The sequence below is a fragment of the Frondihabitans peucedani genome, from assembly GCF_039537585.1.
Classification (GTDB): Bacteria; Actinomycetota; Actinomycetes; order Actinomycetales; family Microbacteriaceae; genus Frondihabitans; species Frondihabitans peucedani.
Map to the genome: position 1 here is coordinate 12413 of NZ_BAABAU010000012.1, position 13750 is coordinate 26162.

Sequence of the window (13750 nt, forward strand, 5' to 3'; positions counted from 1 at the left end):
CCTCGATCCTGCGGCCCTCCGCTCGTCTCTGCCGCTCCCCAATCGGACGGTTGGACCTACCGGAACGGGTAGGGGGAGCGGCACGCATAGGGTAGGGCCATGTCGGCTTCGCACGCACCCACTCCGCACGCGACTCGCGAACTGCTCCTGGCGCACGCGCAGACCGTGGCGGAGCAGGCCGACCGCCACGCCATGACCATGGAGTCGATCCTCGCTGTCCTGCGATCGACTCGTCTGACCGACCAGGCCGCTCGGGCGACGGCGATCGAGCTGGCCGCCGCCTCGCTGGTCGAGATCCGCATGGCCACCGACGCTCAACGGGAGAGCATGCTCGAACCGGTCGCCGGTGCGTTCAGCAGGCTTCGACTCGACCTCAGGCCGCTCGTGAGGTTCGGCGACCTCGACATCCAGTTCATCGAGCCCCCGGCGACGGGCCGGGCCCTGCCGGGAGAGGTCGCACACGCGGCCCGCTCCATCGTCCGGAGCGCGGTCCTCGCACTCGTCGACAGCGCCGAGAGTCGACGGGTCCGCGTGCAGTGGGACTGCGACGGGCTGAATCTCCTGATCGGGATCCGGGACGACGGTCGCGGAGAGCTCACGGTGCACGACGACTCGCTGCGCCCCATCGCCGAACGCGTGTCCGCGCTCGACGGCGAGCTCCGGGTGACGTCGACGCGGGGGTGGGGTTCGGAGGTGTCCGTCTCCCTCCCTCTCGATCCTCCGACCGACGTCGAGCACCCCCTGACCGACGTGGCGCTGAGCCCGCGAGAGAGGGAGGTCTTCCACCTGCTCGCGACCGGAGCCGCCAACAAGGACATCGCGGCAGAACTGGGCATCAGCGAGAACACCGTGAAGTTCCACATGTCCAACCTCCTTCGAAAAGCCGGGGCGCGATCGCGGGCGGCGCTCGTCGCTCAGACCCGGTAGACGTCGGGCCTGCCACACTCGACACATGCCCGTCCACGGTTCCCCGCTGCAGCGCCTCGGTTTTCTGACGATCGGGTCCTTCGATCCTGCGGCCCCGGCGGGCGGTCACGAAGACACGCTCCGGGTGATCGAGCGGGGGGAGGAGCTGGGCCTCGACAGCGCGTGGCTGCGCCACCGGCACCTCCAGCCGGGCATCTCGTCGCCCGTGGCGATCATGGCCGCGGCCTCGCAGCGGACCAGCCGCATCGAGCTCGGCACCGCGGTCACACCCATCGGAGCCGAGAACCCGTTCCGGCTCGCCGAAGACCTCGGAACCGTCGACGTCCTGCTCGGCGGCCGCCTCAACCCCGGGTTCTCGGCGGGGACGCCGATGAACTTCGACCTGTACCGCGACGCCATCTACCCCGACACGAAAGACCAGGAGGACCTCGGCTACGACCGCCTCCTGCGGCTCCGCGACCTCGTCCGCGGCGACGTCGTCAACGAGTCGCCCGAGCGACGGGGCATCGAGGAGTTCAGCGCCATCGTCCAGCCCCACAGCCCCGGCCTCGCCGACCGGCTCTGGTGCGGGGTCGGCAGCACGCGGTCGGCGGTCTGGGCGGGGGAGAACGGGTTCCACCTGCTCGCGTCGAGCGTGACCCGCGCCGAGCAGGGCACCGACTTCGCGACCAACCAGCGCGCCCAGATCGACGCCTACCGCGAGGCGCACCAGGATGCGGCTTCCGCACGCGTCTCGCAGGGCCTCGTCGTCGTGCCGACCGACTCGGCGACGCCGGAGCAGCGCGCCCGCTACGCCGCGTACGCCGAGTCGCGGGCCGGTCGCGTCGGGGTGCCCCAGGGCCCGGGCAGGCTGCTCTTCGCGGCCGACCTCGTCGGGACCTCCGCCGAGATCGCGGATGCCCTGCACGCCGATCCTGCCTATCAGGCCGTCGACGAGGTCGCGTTCGCGCTGCCGTTCGCGCTCGAGTCCGACGACTACGCGCAGATCCTGACCGACCTCGCCGAGCACCTCGGCCCCGAGCTCGGCTGGACGCCGGCCGCGGCGTAGCGGGTGCCGCTGGCCGCGGCCGTGCCGCAGGCCGCGCTCGTGCCGCAGGCAGCGCTCGAGCCGGAAAGCAGTCAGAGCAAACGTGAACTCGATCCCGCCGGACGCGCAATACAGAGTGTGAGCACAGACAGCGAGATCATCCGGCGGGCTCGGGACCATCCCGCGGCGTTCGCCGAGCTGTACGACCGGCATGCGGTCCGCATCCACCGGTTCGCAGCGCGGCGCCTCGGCGAGCAGACGGCCGACGATCTCCTCAGCGAGACCTTCACCGTCGCCTTCGAGCGACGCGAGGCCTTCGATGCGTCCCGAGACGACGCCCTGCCCTGGCTGTACGGGATCGTCACGACGCTGATCAAGAGGTACCGGCGGCTGGAGGCGCAGCTGTGGCGGGCCGAGCAGCACGCCGACCGGGTCCACCTGACGACCGAGCACTCCGACGACGCCCTCGAGGCGAACCTCGCGATCAGTCGGCTGTCCGGAGCGATCCGGCGGCTCTCCGCGGCCGACCGCGACACGATCCTGCTCTACGCGTGGGGCGACCTCGACTACGAGGGCGTCGCTGTCGCCCTGGGCGTTCCCATCGGGACCGTCCGCTCACGAATCAATCGCGTGCGCCGCATCCTGCGGGCCGCTGCTGGTCGCTTGGCGACCGAGGAGGTGGAACATGGACGACCTGACGTTGCTCCGCAAGGTTCGTGACGAGCCGACGGGACCGAGCGACACCGCCCTGATGAAGGGGCGCACCCGACTCGCCGAGCGCCTGGCGTGGGAGGCGCACTCCGAGGCCGTCGACCGCGCCGCCACCGCCCGCCGGGCGTCCACTCCGAGCCCGACCAGCAGGACGCACACCAGGATGCGCCGGGTCGGCTGGATCTCGGGCGCGGGTCTCGCGGCGGCGGGCCTCGTCGTCGCGCTCGTCGTCGGCGACGTCGTGGGCCTGGCGGGCTGGCGAGGAGGAGCCGACGCGGCCGCAGCGGGCACCCTCGACGAGGCCGCCGCCGCGGCGATCAAGAACAGCGACCCCGTCGTCGGGCCCGGCCAGTACCTCGAGATCGCGACGCACGCGGCCTACGCCGCCTACACCCAGGCTCCCGACGGGACCGAGACGGGCTATCTCGCCTCGCAGGACGGGCAGGTCTACGTGCCCGCCGACGAGTCGCAGGTGTGGACGTGGGTGCGCGATCCTGCGAAGCCCGTCCAGACCTTCGGGCCCGAGTCGGCGGCGGCAGCGGCAGCGGAGGCCGACAGCACGCCGGGCGAGTTCCTCCGGGCGAAGGCTGGCGCCTTCTACGGGAGCCCGGCCGATCCGTCGCCCGCGTCGATCGCCGCCCTGCCGAGAAACCCGCGGCAGCTGCTCAACCACATCTACCGCACCACGCTCGGTCAGGGTCGGTCCGGAGACGGCGAGGCTCTGGTGTGGATCGCCGACACCCTGCGGTCCGGCATCGTCCCGGCCGCTGTCCGTGCCTCTCTGTACCGTGCGGCCGCGCTGATCCCCGGGGTGACCCTGACACCGGGCGCCGCCGATCTCGACGGACGCACCGGAGTGGCCATCGGCCGCGACGAGATCGACGGCACGCGCCAGGAGATCATCATCGACCCCGACACCGGGCTCCTCATCGGGGAGCGCGAGGTGCTCCTGAAGGGGGACGGTGCGCTGCCGACAGGGACGTCGATGGGGTGGACGTCGGTCACGACCAGCGTCGTCGATCGAGCCCCGTCCGCACCGGCGAAGGCGTCGACCACGCGCCGCAAGTGACCCCTGCCGTGTGAGGCAGGATCGTCCGATGCCCCGCTCCGGAAGCCCGGAGCGGGGCGTCGCGGCCTATCCAGGAAGCGCAGAGACCCGTTCTGGGGTGTCGTCTCTCGCGGGGAGCCCCTCCTAGCGTGGCGACGTGCCTCTGCAGTTCCTCCACCGGATCGTCGCCCGGACCCCGCGACTCCGCCGACCTCGCCGCCGACCTCGCCACCAGCCTCGCCGCCAGTCTCTCCGTGACCCCGCATCCGCCTCCGAGCCCCGCCGCTCGTCCGAGGTGGGTGCTCTGCGGCTGGGCGTGGAGCGGGGCATGGTCGGGACACTGGTCGTCGTCGGGCTGCTCATGGCGCTGCTCACCCTGCCCGACTTCGGCATCGACCATCGGCCGGACCGCTTCCCCCTCCTCGTCCTGGCCCTCTGCCTGGCGGGACTCATGGTCGTGGCCCTGCCCCTGGCGATCCTGCGCCGTCCGGGGTTCCCGTCGGCTGCAGGCCTGTGGATCCCGGTCGGCGCCTACGTCGGGCTGCTCGTGCTGGAGCCGTTCATCGTGCAGGATCCGCTGCCTTCCGGATCGACCCCGTGGCTCCTGGCGCTCTCGCTCATCGCGTTCAGCTGCACGGCGGTCGCGGAACAGGACCCGGTGCGGGCCGGAATCATCTGCGCCGGCATCGACGTGGCCCTGGCCTGCGCCTACGCGGGCAGGATCCCGGTCAGCCACACCCTCGTGAACCTGATCGGGCTCGGCCTTCTCTCCGGCGGACTCGTCCTGGGCATGCGGGCGCTCCGCCTGAAGGCCGACCAGGCCGACCGCGACGAGCGCGAGGCGCAGCTGCTCTTTGAGGACGAGCAGCGACAGCTCGCGACCGAGGCCGAGCGCGTGCGGACCGACGCCCTGCTGCACGACACCGTGCTCGCCGCGCTCCTGGCAGCCGCGGGCAATCAGGCCCCCGAGCGCGCCACCGAGATGGCCGAGGCCGCCCTCGACATCGTCTCGGACACCACCGACCACCCGGATGCGCCGCCCCTGTCCGTGCTCCTCCAGCGCCTGTGGTCGAAGGCCGATCCGGAGCTCGCGCCCTTCCGCGACACCGTGCAGTTCGACCTCGCGGCGCTCTCGGACGTCGACCTGCCGCCCGAGGTCACCGAGGCCCTGATCTCTGCGACCGTCCAGGCGCTCACGAACAGCATCAACCACGCCGGCCCGGACGCGAAGCGGGTCGTGACGGCCACCCGCCTCGACGACGGCGGCCTTCGCATCGTCGTCTCGGACGACGGCACCGGCTTCGACCTCGCCGCGGTCCCCGAGGCTCGGCTGGGCGTCCGGGTCTCGATCCTGGAGCGGGTCCGACAGGTCGGCGGCCTGGCCAGGATCGACTCCGCTCCAGGACGAGGCACGACCGTCACTCTCGAGTGGCCCCAGCAGGACGACGTCGCCGAGGTGCTCCGCCGCCCCGGCGAGTCGCTGTTCGACGTCCTGCCCCGCCGCAAGCTCTACCGGGCCTTCGGGGTGCTCATCGTCGTCGCCAGCGTGATCGCGACGGCGGAGGCGGTCTTCGTGACGCACGCCTACACGTCGGTCATCGCCTCGCTGCTCGGCCTGAGCATCCTGCCCGTCCTCATCCGCGGAGCGAGACGCGGCACGATGTCGAACGCGGCCGCCTGGGGGACCACCGCCGTCGGCATCCTGCTCTGCCACATCGCCACCATCGGACTCGACCCGGCCGACTTCGACGCGGCCTCCATCGCCCGCTACACCTGCGGAGTCCTGGCGGGCGTCGTCATGGCGTGGATGGCAGGACGCAGGATCACGCCGCTCATCACCGTCGGCGCCCTCGTCGCCCAGATCACCCTGTGGGCAGGCCCCAGCGGTGCCATCCGTCTCGGCCTCGCGGCGGAGATCGTCATCGTCATCGCCGGACTCCTGATCCACCGGGCCCTGCGCCGAGTCAGCGCTGCCGCCGGGACGGCTGCCACCCGGCACCGCGACCTGACGATCCGGAAGGCCGAGCTGGCCGCGTTCAACAGCGAGCGGCAGCGGCGGCTCCTCCACGCCGGGCACGCGGCGGCCCCGATCCTGCACCGCATCATCGACACCCGGGGCCACCTCGACGAGGACGCCCGCGCGGAGTGCCGTGTGCTGGAGCAGGCGCTGCGGGACGAGATCCGCGGACGGAACCTCCTCAACAACGCCGTGCGCCGGGTCGTCGCATCGCATCGGCGCCGGGGGAGCCTCGTGCAGATCCTCGACGACGGCGGTCTCGACGGCATGGCGCCCGCGACCCTCGACGCGCTCCTCGACCAGGTCGCCGCGCGGCTCGAGACGGTCCGGTCGAGTCGCATCGTCATGCGCACCGGCCACGCCGAGTCGCAGACGGCGATCACCCTCGTCGCCTCCACCCCCGATGAGACGGCCGCCGCGCTCGGGCTCGATGCGGACGACGAGGTCGACCTGTGGCTGACGATCCCGCACCCGGATTCTGTGGGGCTGGCTGCCTGACGCGGGGTCCGCGGGCCGCCCGGCGACCGTCCGAAAAGCGAAGCAGGATCGGCGACTTCCGGGGCCTGGAGACGGGGGTTCCGCCACGCCGGATACAGCCCTGGGCGAACAACACCTGTTCCCGGCCGGACGACCCTTAGAGTTACGGCGACCGACAGACCCCGCGGGCCGATTTTCTCCCGCGACGAGAGCAGGAGACCCCGATGGCAGCCGACTACGACGCCCCCCGCAACGCCCCCGACACCGACGACAACGTCGTCTCGATCGACGCCCGCGCCACCAAGGCGACCGGCCTCGCCGCCGACCTCGACGACGGCGACTCGTCGGACGGCTTCGAGCTCGAGGCGTCGATCGTCGACGAGTCGCTCGACATCGTCGTCCTGCCGATGCAGGAGAACGAGTTCACCTGTGTCGAGTGCTTCCTGGTGCGCCCGCGCGTGCAGCTCGACCACGAGACGAAGCTCGGCCCGGTCTGCATCGAGTGCGCCTCCTAGACGCCGACGGCGCTGCCGCCAGCTAGGCGACAGCGCCTCATCGACGACAGCGAAGGCTAGGCCGACGCGGCCGCCGCGACATGATCGCGAGCGGCCGCGACGGCTTTCCGCAGCGAGTCGCTGTCGTACGCGCCGTAGTGGCGCTTCCCGTTGATGAAGAACGTCGGCGTCCCCGACACGCTGCTGGCGTCCGCCGTCTGGAGGTCGTAGAGGACCCGGTCGCGATGGGTGCGTGCCGTGAGGGCCCTGCCGAACGCGTCGACGTCGAGGGCGAGCTGCTCGGCGTACCGCAGCAGATCGGCCTTCGTGAGAGCGTCCTGGTGGGTCAGCAGGAGGTCGTGCATGCTCCAGAACGCGCCCTGCACGGCCGCGGCCTCCGCGGCCTCGGCGGCCAGCTGCGCCTGCGGGTGCACGTCGACGAGCGGCAGGTGCCGCCAGACGAAGCGGATGTCCTCGTCGAGGTCGAGCGACCGGACGGCCGGCTCCGCGCGACCGCAGTAGGGGCACTGGAAGTCGCCGTACTCGACGATGGTCACGCTCGCCGTCGCAGGACCGCGGGAGTGGTCGCGTCCCTCCTCCACCGGGCAGGCCAGGTCGTCGGGCTCGCCGGTGTTCCCGAGCAGGGCGCGCGTCCGGCGGGTGGACGGCAGCAGGTCGACGATCCGGTAGACGGCCCAGGTGACGACGGATGCGAGGAGAGCAGCGGTCAGGATCCCGAGCTTGGCCTCGTCGAGGAGCACCCCCGAGAACGCGAGGGTCGCGATCAGGACGGCCACGGTGAACCCGACCCCGGCGATGGTCCCGCTGCCGAGGACCGCCGCCCAGCCGACCGGAGGCTGCAGGCGCCCCCGGCTCAGGCGGGTGACCAGCCAGGCGGCCCCGAGGACCGCCACCGGCTTGCCGACCACGTAGGCGACGACGATCCCGATCGTCACCGGCGACGTGTACGCCTTCGCCAGGAAGCCCGGGTCGATCGGGATGCCCGTGTTCGCGAGGGCGAAGAGCGGCACGATGACGTACGTGGTCCAGGGCAGGAACAGCCCCTGCATCCGCTCGTTCGGCGACAGGGTCCGCTGCAGCTGCGCGCTCGCCGTGCGGGCGAACGCCGACGTCGGCTGCTCGCGGAACCGCCGGAACTCGCCGCTCGCCTGCTCCAGTGCGTCACGCGTCGGCGAGTAGGCCGCCGTCGAGAGGCCGATGCCGAGGCCCAGGACGACCGGGTCGACACCGCCGACGAGGAGGCCCAGCCACGAGATGACCGCGAAGGCGACGGAGACCACTGTCGGGAGGGGTCGGATCCTGCCGCCCAGGCCTGTCCGGGAGACGATGAACGCGGCGAAGGCGAGGAGCCCCACGATCAGCGGGCCGGCCTCGATGTGGCTCGAGTAGACGAGGGCGATGACGATCAGCGCCACGACGTCGTCGACGATGAAGAGGGTCACGAGGAACCCGCGCACGGCCTCGGGGAGGTGACGGCCGACGAGCGTGACGAGGCCGAGCGCCAGAGCGGTGTCGGTCGACATCGCGACGCCCCAGCCGTGAGCCGCCGGACCGCCGGCGGTGACGATCAGGAAGATCGCGACGGGCAGCGCCATGCCGGTGATGCCCGCGACGACCGGGATGACGAGGCGTCGGCGCTCGCGGAGGCTCCCGAGGTCGATCTCGCGGCGGGCCTCGAGGCCGACCACGACGAAGAAGAGGGTCATCAAGCCGCTGCCCACCCACTCGCGCAGGTCGAGGCGGAGCGACAGGTCGCCCAGGCGGACGGCGAGGTCCGTCGACCACACGCCCTCGTAGCTGGCCCGCCCCGTGTTGGCCCACACCAGCCCCAGGACGATCGCGACGAGGAGGACTGTCGACGAGCCCGACTCCGTGCGGAGGAACTTCGCGAGCGGCGCGCCGATCCCGAAGGTGCGGCTCGTGGAGCCGTCGTGGCTCGAGGCGGAATCGGCGTCGGTCATGCGCATATTCTCCCGGGCCGGCGGGGGCGGTGGGAACGGGGCCGGGCCGAGGCCGCGTCGACCCCGATCTGGGGTCTTTTTGCCGCTCGCGGCCCGGGGCTAGGTTTCCCTCTGCAAGCGGTATTCCTGAAGGACCTTCATTGGAGATCGTCGTGACAACAGCATCCCTTGTCCCCATCACCCGCGTCGTGATGAACCAGAAGTACCGGACCCTGCCGAGGCGGGCGAACTCGGTGCCGCGTCCGGTCGACGGCGCGCATCAGAGCACTCCGGCCAAGGTCAGCCACAGCATCCTCCTCCTCGGGAGCGACTACGCGATCTCGTGGGGAGTCCGCACGCACGCTCTGGCACTGCCCGGACACCTGGCCCGGGAACTCCCGACGCGCACCGGAGTCGGGGCCGACATCGACGTCCTCTCGACCGCCGGGATGGGCATGGGCGACGTCGAGACGCTGGTGTCCGACCGCGACCTCCAGCAGTACGACGCCGTCGTCGTCCTCACCGGTGTCGGCGACGCCTTCACTCTGGCCCCGACGGACCGGTGGGAGTCACGTGTGCGGGGGCTGATCGCGACGCTCCGGTCGGAGATGACTCCCGCTGCACCGATCCTGCTCGTCGGGACGGAGGCGCCGAGCCACGTGAAGATCTGCCGCACCCGGGAGGACGGCCTGACCGACCAGTGGGCCCACACCCTCAACGCTCTCAGCAGCAGGATCTGCGACGACACCCCCGGGGCCTTCTACACCGAGCCGACGCCGGTGCCCGCGACCGCGCTCGATCCTGTCGACCTGATCCGCTTCAAGAGCCCTGCCGCTCACAGGGCGTGGGCAGCGAGCATCGCCCGGCAGCTGAACGTGATCCTCGACCGACCACGCCCGATCTCCGCCGAGAAGGCCGAGCAGCCTCAGGACGTGTCGCAGCGCCTCACCGCGCTGAACCGGCTCGGGATCCTCTACACGGCACCCGAGGCCCGGTTCACCCGCGTCGTCCGGCGCGCGCGCGACCTGTTCGGCACCGAGGGAGCTGCGTTCTCGCTCATCACCGACCGCCACCAGTGGAACAAGGCGATGGTGGGCTTCGACCTCAGCGAGGTGTCGATCCAGGAGTCGTTCTGCGCGACCACGGTGCAGTCCGGCCGGCCCTTCGTCGTGGAGGACGCCTGGGCCGATCCGCGGATCACCTTCGACACGTTCGTGCGCTTCTACGCCGGGTTCCCGATCATGGCTCCCGACGGGACGCGCGTCGGCGCCCTCTGCGTCTTCGACGCGAACCCCCGCAGCGCATCCACGATCGACGTCGGCTACCTCGAGGAGCTCGCGGCGGAGATCGGTCGGGAGCTCGCAGAGTCGCCGACGGTGCCGACGCCGGCCGTGGCCTGACCGCGATCCTGATCGGCGACTCTCATGATCACGTCACTGTCCGAGGCGCTCGCCGCCGACCGGACGCGCAGGATCGGCCTCGTGCCGCTCGCTGCGGCGTGCATCCTCGCGCTCGCCCTGCTCCTGCCGACCGCGTTCTCGTCGCCCCTGTCGCGGGCCGACGCGTTCGCGCCGTCGTCGGGCCTCGTCCTGCGCGAGACGAGCGGCGATGCCAGCTGCACCTCGGGCAGCGGGGCGGCGGCCTCCCTCGGGGCGGAGGCGTGCCCAGGCATCAACCGCCTCGGCGGCGACCACAGCATGGCGCCCGGGAAGACCATCGCGACGACGGTCGAGATCACCAACGCCGGCACAGCGACGGCGGGGACCCTGGTGCTGTCGGCGCGGGCAGGATGCGCGGAGGTGCCTCTCGACGGGACGACCGCCCGCGGTGCTGCGCGAGACCTCTGCGACCGCATCCACGTCGACGTCGTCGCAGGATCCCGCCCCCTGTTCTCGGGCTCGGCCGCAGAGCTCGGCGGGCGACTCGCTGCGGGGCTCCGCGTCGCGGCCGGGGTCCGTCCCGAGGAGAGCGTCCCCGTCACCTTCCGCGCCACCCTCGACTCCCGCGCGGGCAACGCGTACCAGGCGCTCGCGGCGTCGGTCCCGGTCGAGTGGACCTTCACGGCCTGACGTGGCGCGCGCCCGAGCAGTCGGAGACAGGGGAGGCGGAGTGTCCTGCGACGACCGAATCGGGTGCCGGCGCCGCAGGACTCCGCGGGTCCTCGAAGTCGTTCGTCGAGGCGCGATCCTGCCAGACCGTGCGTTCGTCAGTGGTCGATTCGGGCGACCAGGGTCGGCCTGATTCACGCGGATGAGAGGCAGTGAACCGAGTGTAGAGGCGGGCACCGGAGGGGCACTCCCCCCTAAGGGGGGTATTGCCTCGGCGGCTCGCGATCATGACCGCTGCGCCGACGGTGCTCGTCGCTTGTCGGCTTTTGTGCCGACTAGCCGGGGCGCGGAAGGGTGGCTAGATTTCTACGTGTTCGGCTCGATTCGGGTAGCCGATAGCGAAAATCGCGGGGCCGGTGTCTTCGGGTGACACCGGCCCCTTCGCTTTTCTCCGGCCTGCGCCTCGAAATCCAGGTCAGGCCCTCGTGCTCACGCAGGATCAGGCGAGCACGCGCGCGGCCAGGCGGGTCTCGACCGCGACGCCGTCGATGCGCTCCACCCGGTAGCCGGTCGGCCCGTCGCTGTCTGCGAGGACATCCGCGAGCTCCGTGCCCTCGTAGAGCAGTGCCGCGCCGTTGTCCGTCGCGAACGACAGCGGGAGCTGCCCTGATGCGACCGCTGACTGCAGGAGCGGCCGGCGGACCGGCTCGGAGTCGTAGTGAACCCCGTTCCCGAACGGCAGGAAGCCCAGACCGTCGGTGATGACGCGAAGCTCCGGGCCGAACGAGTCCGTGGGGCCGCCGGTGTGCCAGCAGAGGGATCCTGCCGACGCACCCGTGAGCACGATGCCGCTCTCCCACGCCTCGCGCAGGATGCCGTCCAGCCCGTGGAGCCGCCACAGGGCGAGGAGGCCGGCCACGGAGCCGCCGCCGACGTAGATCACATCCTGCGAGAGAAGGGTCTCGCGGAGGTCCGAGACGTTGGGCTGCGGCAGGAGCGTCACGACCTTGACGCGCACGTCGGTGTCGGCGAAGGCGCCGTAGACGAGCGCGGCGTCTTGGATCCGGTCGCCTCTGGCTGTCCCCAGGTACGCCATCCGTGCCCGCGCGGGATGCGGGGTCAGGTCGATCGCAGCGCGGACCAGCGGGCTCGGAGTCCAGTCGCCCCGGGCATCCGTCGTGAACCCGGTCGAAGCAGCGAGGATTCTCGGAACCGGCATGGGACTCACGCTAACCGGAGTACAGGACGTCTGCTGCCTCGCGAGGGGCGAAGCGGTGGACGAAATCCTGCTCGTTAGGCACCCAGACATCGCGCCAGAGGTCGTCGTGCGCTCGACCGAGGGCTCGGTCTCGTGCCAGGCCCCGTCGGGTCGCGGTGTCGAGGTGGACGTCGCACCAGATCGTGAGATCGAGGACCGGAAGGGTGTCCGGGTGGAAGAGGCCGATGAGGTCGATGATCAACACCTCAGCCTGCACCAGGGGCTCCTCCGGCCCGAGGCGACTGCTCGACCAGTCGTAGCGCTGGAACGTGCTCGGTCGCCTGTCGCGGAACGGCGAGAGGACGGTCGAGACGAGGCGGCCTCGGTCGACCCCGTCCCAGTCTGTCGAGCGCCTGTGGGATCGCGCAGGATCCAGGAAGTCGTCACCGCGCATTCTCACAGCACCGTCGACGTCGTGGACGAGAGTCCGGGCGAGAGTGGACTTGCCCGACCCGCAGAATCCGGAGATGCCGATCACGACAGGATGCTCGCGCGCCGAGGCAGTGTCGGCAATGCGATCGAGCAACTCCTCGTCTGGCATCGTCCGAGGCTAACCGAGGTCGGCCAGCGGCCGGCCCGCTCGCGCCAAGTCGCCGCGAACCGCGACCGCAGAACAGGGGCAACAGTGCCCCATGACAGCGACCGCAGGCCCTGACAGGCTCGGAGCATGACGGACGAGGCCTCGGACAGGCGGGCGTGGTGGCGCCTCGGCGCATCGGCGAGGCCGTGGCTGCACGCGCTGGCGGCTGCCGCCGTGGGGGCCGGGGCCGCGAAGGCCACACAGGTCGCGGCGCTGTCGGTCTTCTTCGTGGGGCCGGCCGCCCTGATCGGCCTGCTGCTCGTCACCGTCGTCGTGGGCGCGATCCTGGCAGCCCTGGCGGTCACGGGCACGGGAGTGCGGCGGGCCGGCTGGATCGGTCTTGAGGCGGTCGTCCTCGTGCCGGCGACGCTCGCCTCAGGACTCGTCCCCGCGTTCCTCTCAGCAGCAGACGGCGGCGACGGCGACGTCGACCTGACGCTCCAGACGACGGCGTACGTCGTGGGTGCAGTCCTGGCCGGTGTCCCCGCCCTCCTGATGCACCGCGGGCCAGCCCGGGCGCTCGGTCTCGTCGCCGCGGGCGCCGGCGTGCTGCTGCTCGTCGTGGTCGCGTCGGTGCACGGGGTCCAGGCGAGGCAGGATGCGGGGCAGCGCGACCAGGAGGCGATCCTGCGCGCTCAAGCGGCGATCGGAGCCGATTTCCGCCCGGTGACCGTCTCTCCTCGCGGCTACGGGTCGATCTTCGAGGCAAACATCGAGAAGCGGCTGCCGGGCTTCCTGCAGGTCTTCTCCTCGCCGGCCTCGAAGGGGCACGCCCCCGGAACGACGAGCGGCGACGACCTGACCGTCGTCACCCTGGCGTCCTCGACCGACGTCTGCGGTCGGCCGATCGAGGGCGTCGGCACCGACGGTGCGGGGGAGCCCGAGACGTCCTGCACGGTCGGCTCGCGGATCGACCACCGCACGAGCGCGCACGGGCACGAGGCGTCCGCGGTCGTCGGCGACGTCCTCGTCGCAGTCAGCGCCCGCTCCGAGGTCGACGTGTCGGTGCTCGAGGAGGCCGTGCACTCGGCGAAGCCCATCGGCGACGCCGCCTACCGGCACGTGCTCCTGGGCGACGGCGACGAGTACACCGACCAGCTCGACGGCAACCGGTGCCCGATCACGGGAGTCGTCTGCGGGTGACGCCGGGGTCGCGGGGGTGCGTCTCGGGGAGGAGGCGACCGCAGGATCCTGCGCGGGGC

The 13750-nt window shown here is 71.6% G+C and carries 12 protein-coding genes; 9 read left to right on the forward strand and 3 right to left on the reverse strand.

What is annotated here, in order from left to right; translation table 11 throughout:
* Window positions 1–99 precede the first annotated feature (99 nt).
* The 6 genes from ABD733_RS17370 to ABD733_RS17395 all read left to right on the forward strand — a co-directional run bounded on the left by ABD733_RS17370 (window position 100) and on the right by ABD733_RS17395 (window position 6722).
* On the forward strand, window positions 100–927 hold the full coding sequence (locus ABD733_RS17370; protein WP_344798565.1) for a helix-turn-helix transcriptional regulator: 828 nt from the start codon (window positions 100–102) through the stop codon (window positions 925–927).
* Window positions 928–952: 25 nt separating this feature from the next.
* Window positions 953–1975, forward strand: coding sequence for an LLM class flavin-dependent oxidoreductase (locus ABD733_RS17375; RefSeq protein WP_344798567.1), 1023 nt, complete (start codon window positions 953–955; stop codon window positions 1973–1975).
* A gap of 117 nt (window positions 1976–2092) precedes the next feature.
* On the forward strand, window positions 2093–2674 hold the full coding sequence (locus tag ABD733_RS17380; protein ID WP_344798569.1) for an RNA polymerase sigma factor: 582 nt from the start codon (window positions 2093–2095) through the stop codon (window positions 2672–2674).
* Entirely contained in the window at window positions 2640–3734 is a 1095-nt protein-coding gene (locus tag ABD733_RS17385) for a CU044_5270 family protein (RefSeq protein ID WP_344798571.1), read from the forward strand. The genes ABD733_RS17380 and ABD733_RS17385 overlap by 35 nt, the downstream gene beginning before the upstream one ends.
* 307 nt (window positions 3735–4041) lie before the next feature.
* Window positions 4042–6228: a sensor histidine kinase gene (locus ABD733_RS17390; protein WP_344798573.1), complete on the forward strand. Its 2187-nt coding sequence runs from the start codon at window positions 4042–4044 to the stop codon at window positions 6226–6228.
* A gap of 203 nt (window positions 6229–6431) precedes the next feature.
* A complete protein-coding gene (locus ABD733_RS17395) occupies window positions 6432–6722 on the forward strand; it encodes a DUF4193 family protein (protein ID WP_344798575.1) in 291 nt (96 codons plus the stop codon).
* Between the two features lie 56 nt (window positions 6723–6778).
* Here the strand turns inward: ABD733_RS17395 and ABD733_RS17400 are convergent, their stop codons facing one another.
* Window positions 6779–8683, reverse strand: a complete 1905-nt coding sequence (locus ABD733_RS17400) for a Na+/H+ antiporter NhaA (protein WP_344798577.1) — start codon at window positions 8681–8683, stop codon at window positions 6779–6781.
* 152 nt (window positions 8684–8835) lie between these two features.
* Between ABD733_RS17400 and ABD733_RS17405 the strand changes: the two genes are divergently transcribed.
* Window positions 8836–10062: a GAF domain-containing protein gene (locus tag ABD733_RS17405; RefSeq protein ID WP_344798579.1), complete on the forward strand. Its 1227-nt coding sequence runs from the start codon at window positions 8836–8838 to the stop codon at window positions 10060–10062.
* Window positions 10063–10086: 24 nt separating this feature from the next.
* The gene (locus tag ABD733_RS17410) at window positions 10087–10731 is read left to right on the forward strand and encodes a hypothetical protein (RefSeq protein ID WP_344798581.1); all 645 of its coding nucleotides are present in this window, start codon (window positions 10087–10089) and stop codon (window positions 10729–10731) included.
* A gap of 478 nt (window positions 10732–11209) precedes the next feature.
* Here the strand turns inward: ABD733_RS17410 and ABD733_RS17415 are convergent, their stop codons facing one another.
* A complete protein-coding gene (locus ABD733_RS17415) occupies window positions 11210–11929 on the reverse strand; it encodes a Type 1 glutamine amidotransferase-like domain-containing protein (RefSeq protein ID WP_344798583.1) in 720 nt (239 codons plus the stop codon).
* A gap of 10 nt (window positions 11930–11939) precedes the next feature.
* Window positions 11940–12509 (reverse strand): uridine kinase family protein, encoded by a 570-nt coding sequence (locus ABD733_RS17420; protein WP_344798585.1) that lies wholly within the window; start codon window positions 12507–12509, stop codon window positions 11940–11942.
* Between the two features lie 126 nt (window positions 12510–12635).
* On the opposite strand from ABD733_RS17420, the gene ABD733_RS17425 reads away from it, so the two are divergent.
* The gene (locus ABD733_RS17425) at window positions 12636–13691 is read left to right on the forward strand and encodes a hypothetical protein (protein WP_344798587.1); all 1056 of its coding nucleotides are present in this window, start codon (window positions 12636–12638) and stop codon (window positions 13689–13691) included.
* Window positions 13692–13750: the final 59 nt, after the last annotated feature.

What these genes read in the sequence shown, in the direction of transcription:
- ABD733_RS17390 (WP_344798573.1), top strand. Translation starts at nt 4,042, where the DNA reads ATGGTCGGGACACTGGTCGTCGTCGGGCTGCTCATGGCGCTGCTCACC.
- ABD733_RS17395 (WP_344798575.1), top strand. Translation starts at nt 6,432, where the DNA reads ATGGCAGCCGACTACGACGCCCCCCGCAACGCCCCCGACACCGACGAC.
- ABD733_RS17375 (WP_344798567.1), top strand. Translation starts at nt 953, where the DNA reads ATGCCCGTCCACGGTTCCCCGCTGCAGCGCCTCGGTTTTCTGACGATC.
- ABD733_RS17385 (WP_344798571.1), top strand. Translation starts at nt 2,640, where the DNA reads ATGGACGACCTGACGTTGCTCCGCAAGGTTCGTGACGAGCCGACGGGA.
- ABD733_RS17400 (WP_344798577.1), bottom strand. Translation starts at nt 8,683, where the DNA reads ATGACCGACGCCGATTCCGCCTCGAGCCACGACGGCTCCACGAGCCGC.
- ABD733_RS17370 (WP_344798565.1), top strand. Translation starts at nt 100, where the DNA reads ATGTCGGCTTCGCACGCACCCACTCCGCACGCGACTCGCGAACTGCTC.
- ABD733_RS17415 (WP_344798583.1), bottom strand. Translation starts at nt 11,929, where the DNA reads ATGCCGGTTCCGAGAATCCTCGCTGCTTCGACCGGGTTCACGACGGAT.
- ABD733_RS17410 (WP_344798581.1), top strand. Translation starts at nt 10,087, where the DNA reads ATGATCACGTCACTGTCCGAGGCGCTCGCCGCCGACCGGACGCGCAGG.
- ABD733_RS17425 (WP_344798587.1), top strand. Translation starts at nt 12,636, where the DNA reads ATGACGGACGAGGCCTCGGACAGGCGGGCGTGGTGGCGCCTCGGCGCA.
- ABD733_RS17420 (WP_344798585.1), bottom strand. Translation starts at nt 12,509, where the DNA reads ATGCCAGACGAGGAGTTGCTCGATCGCATTGCCGACACTGCCTCGGCG.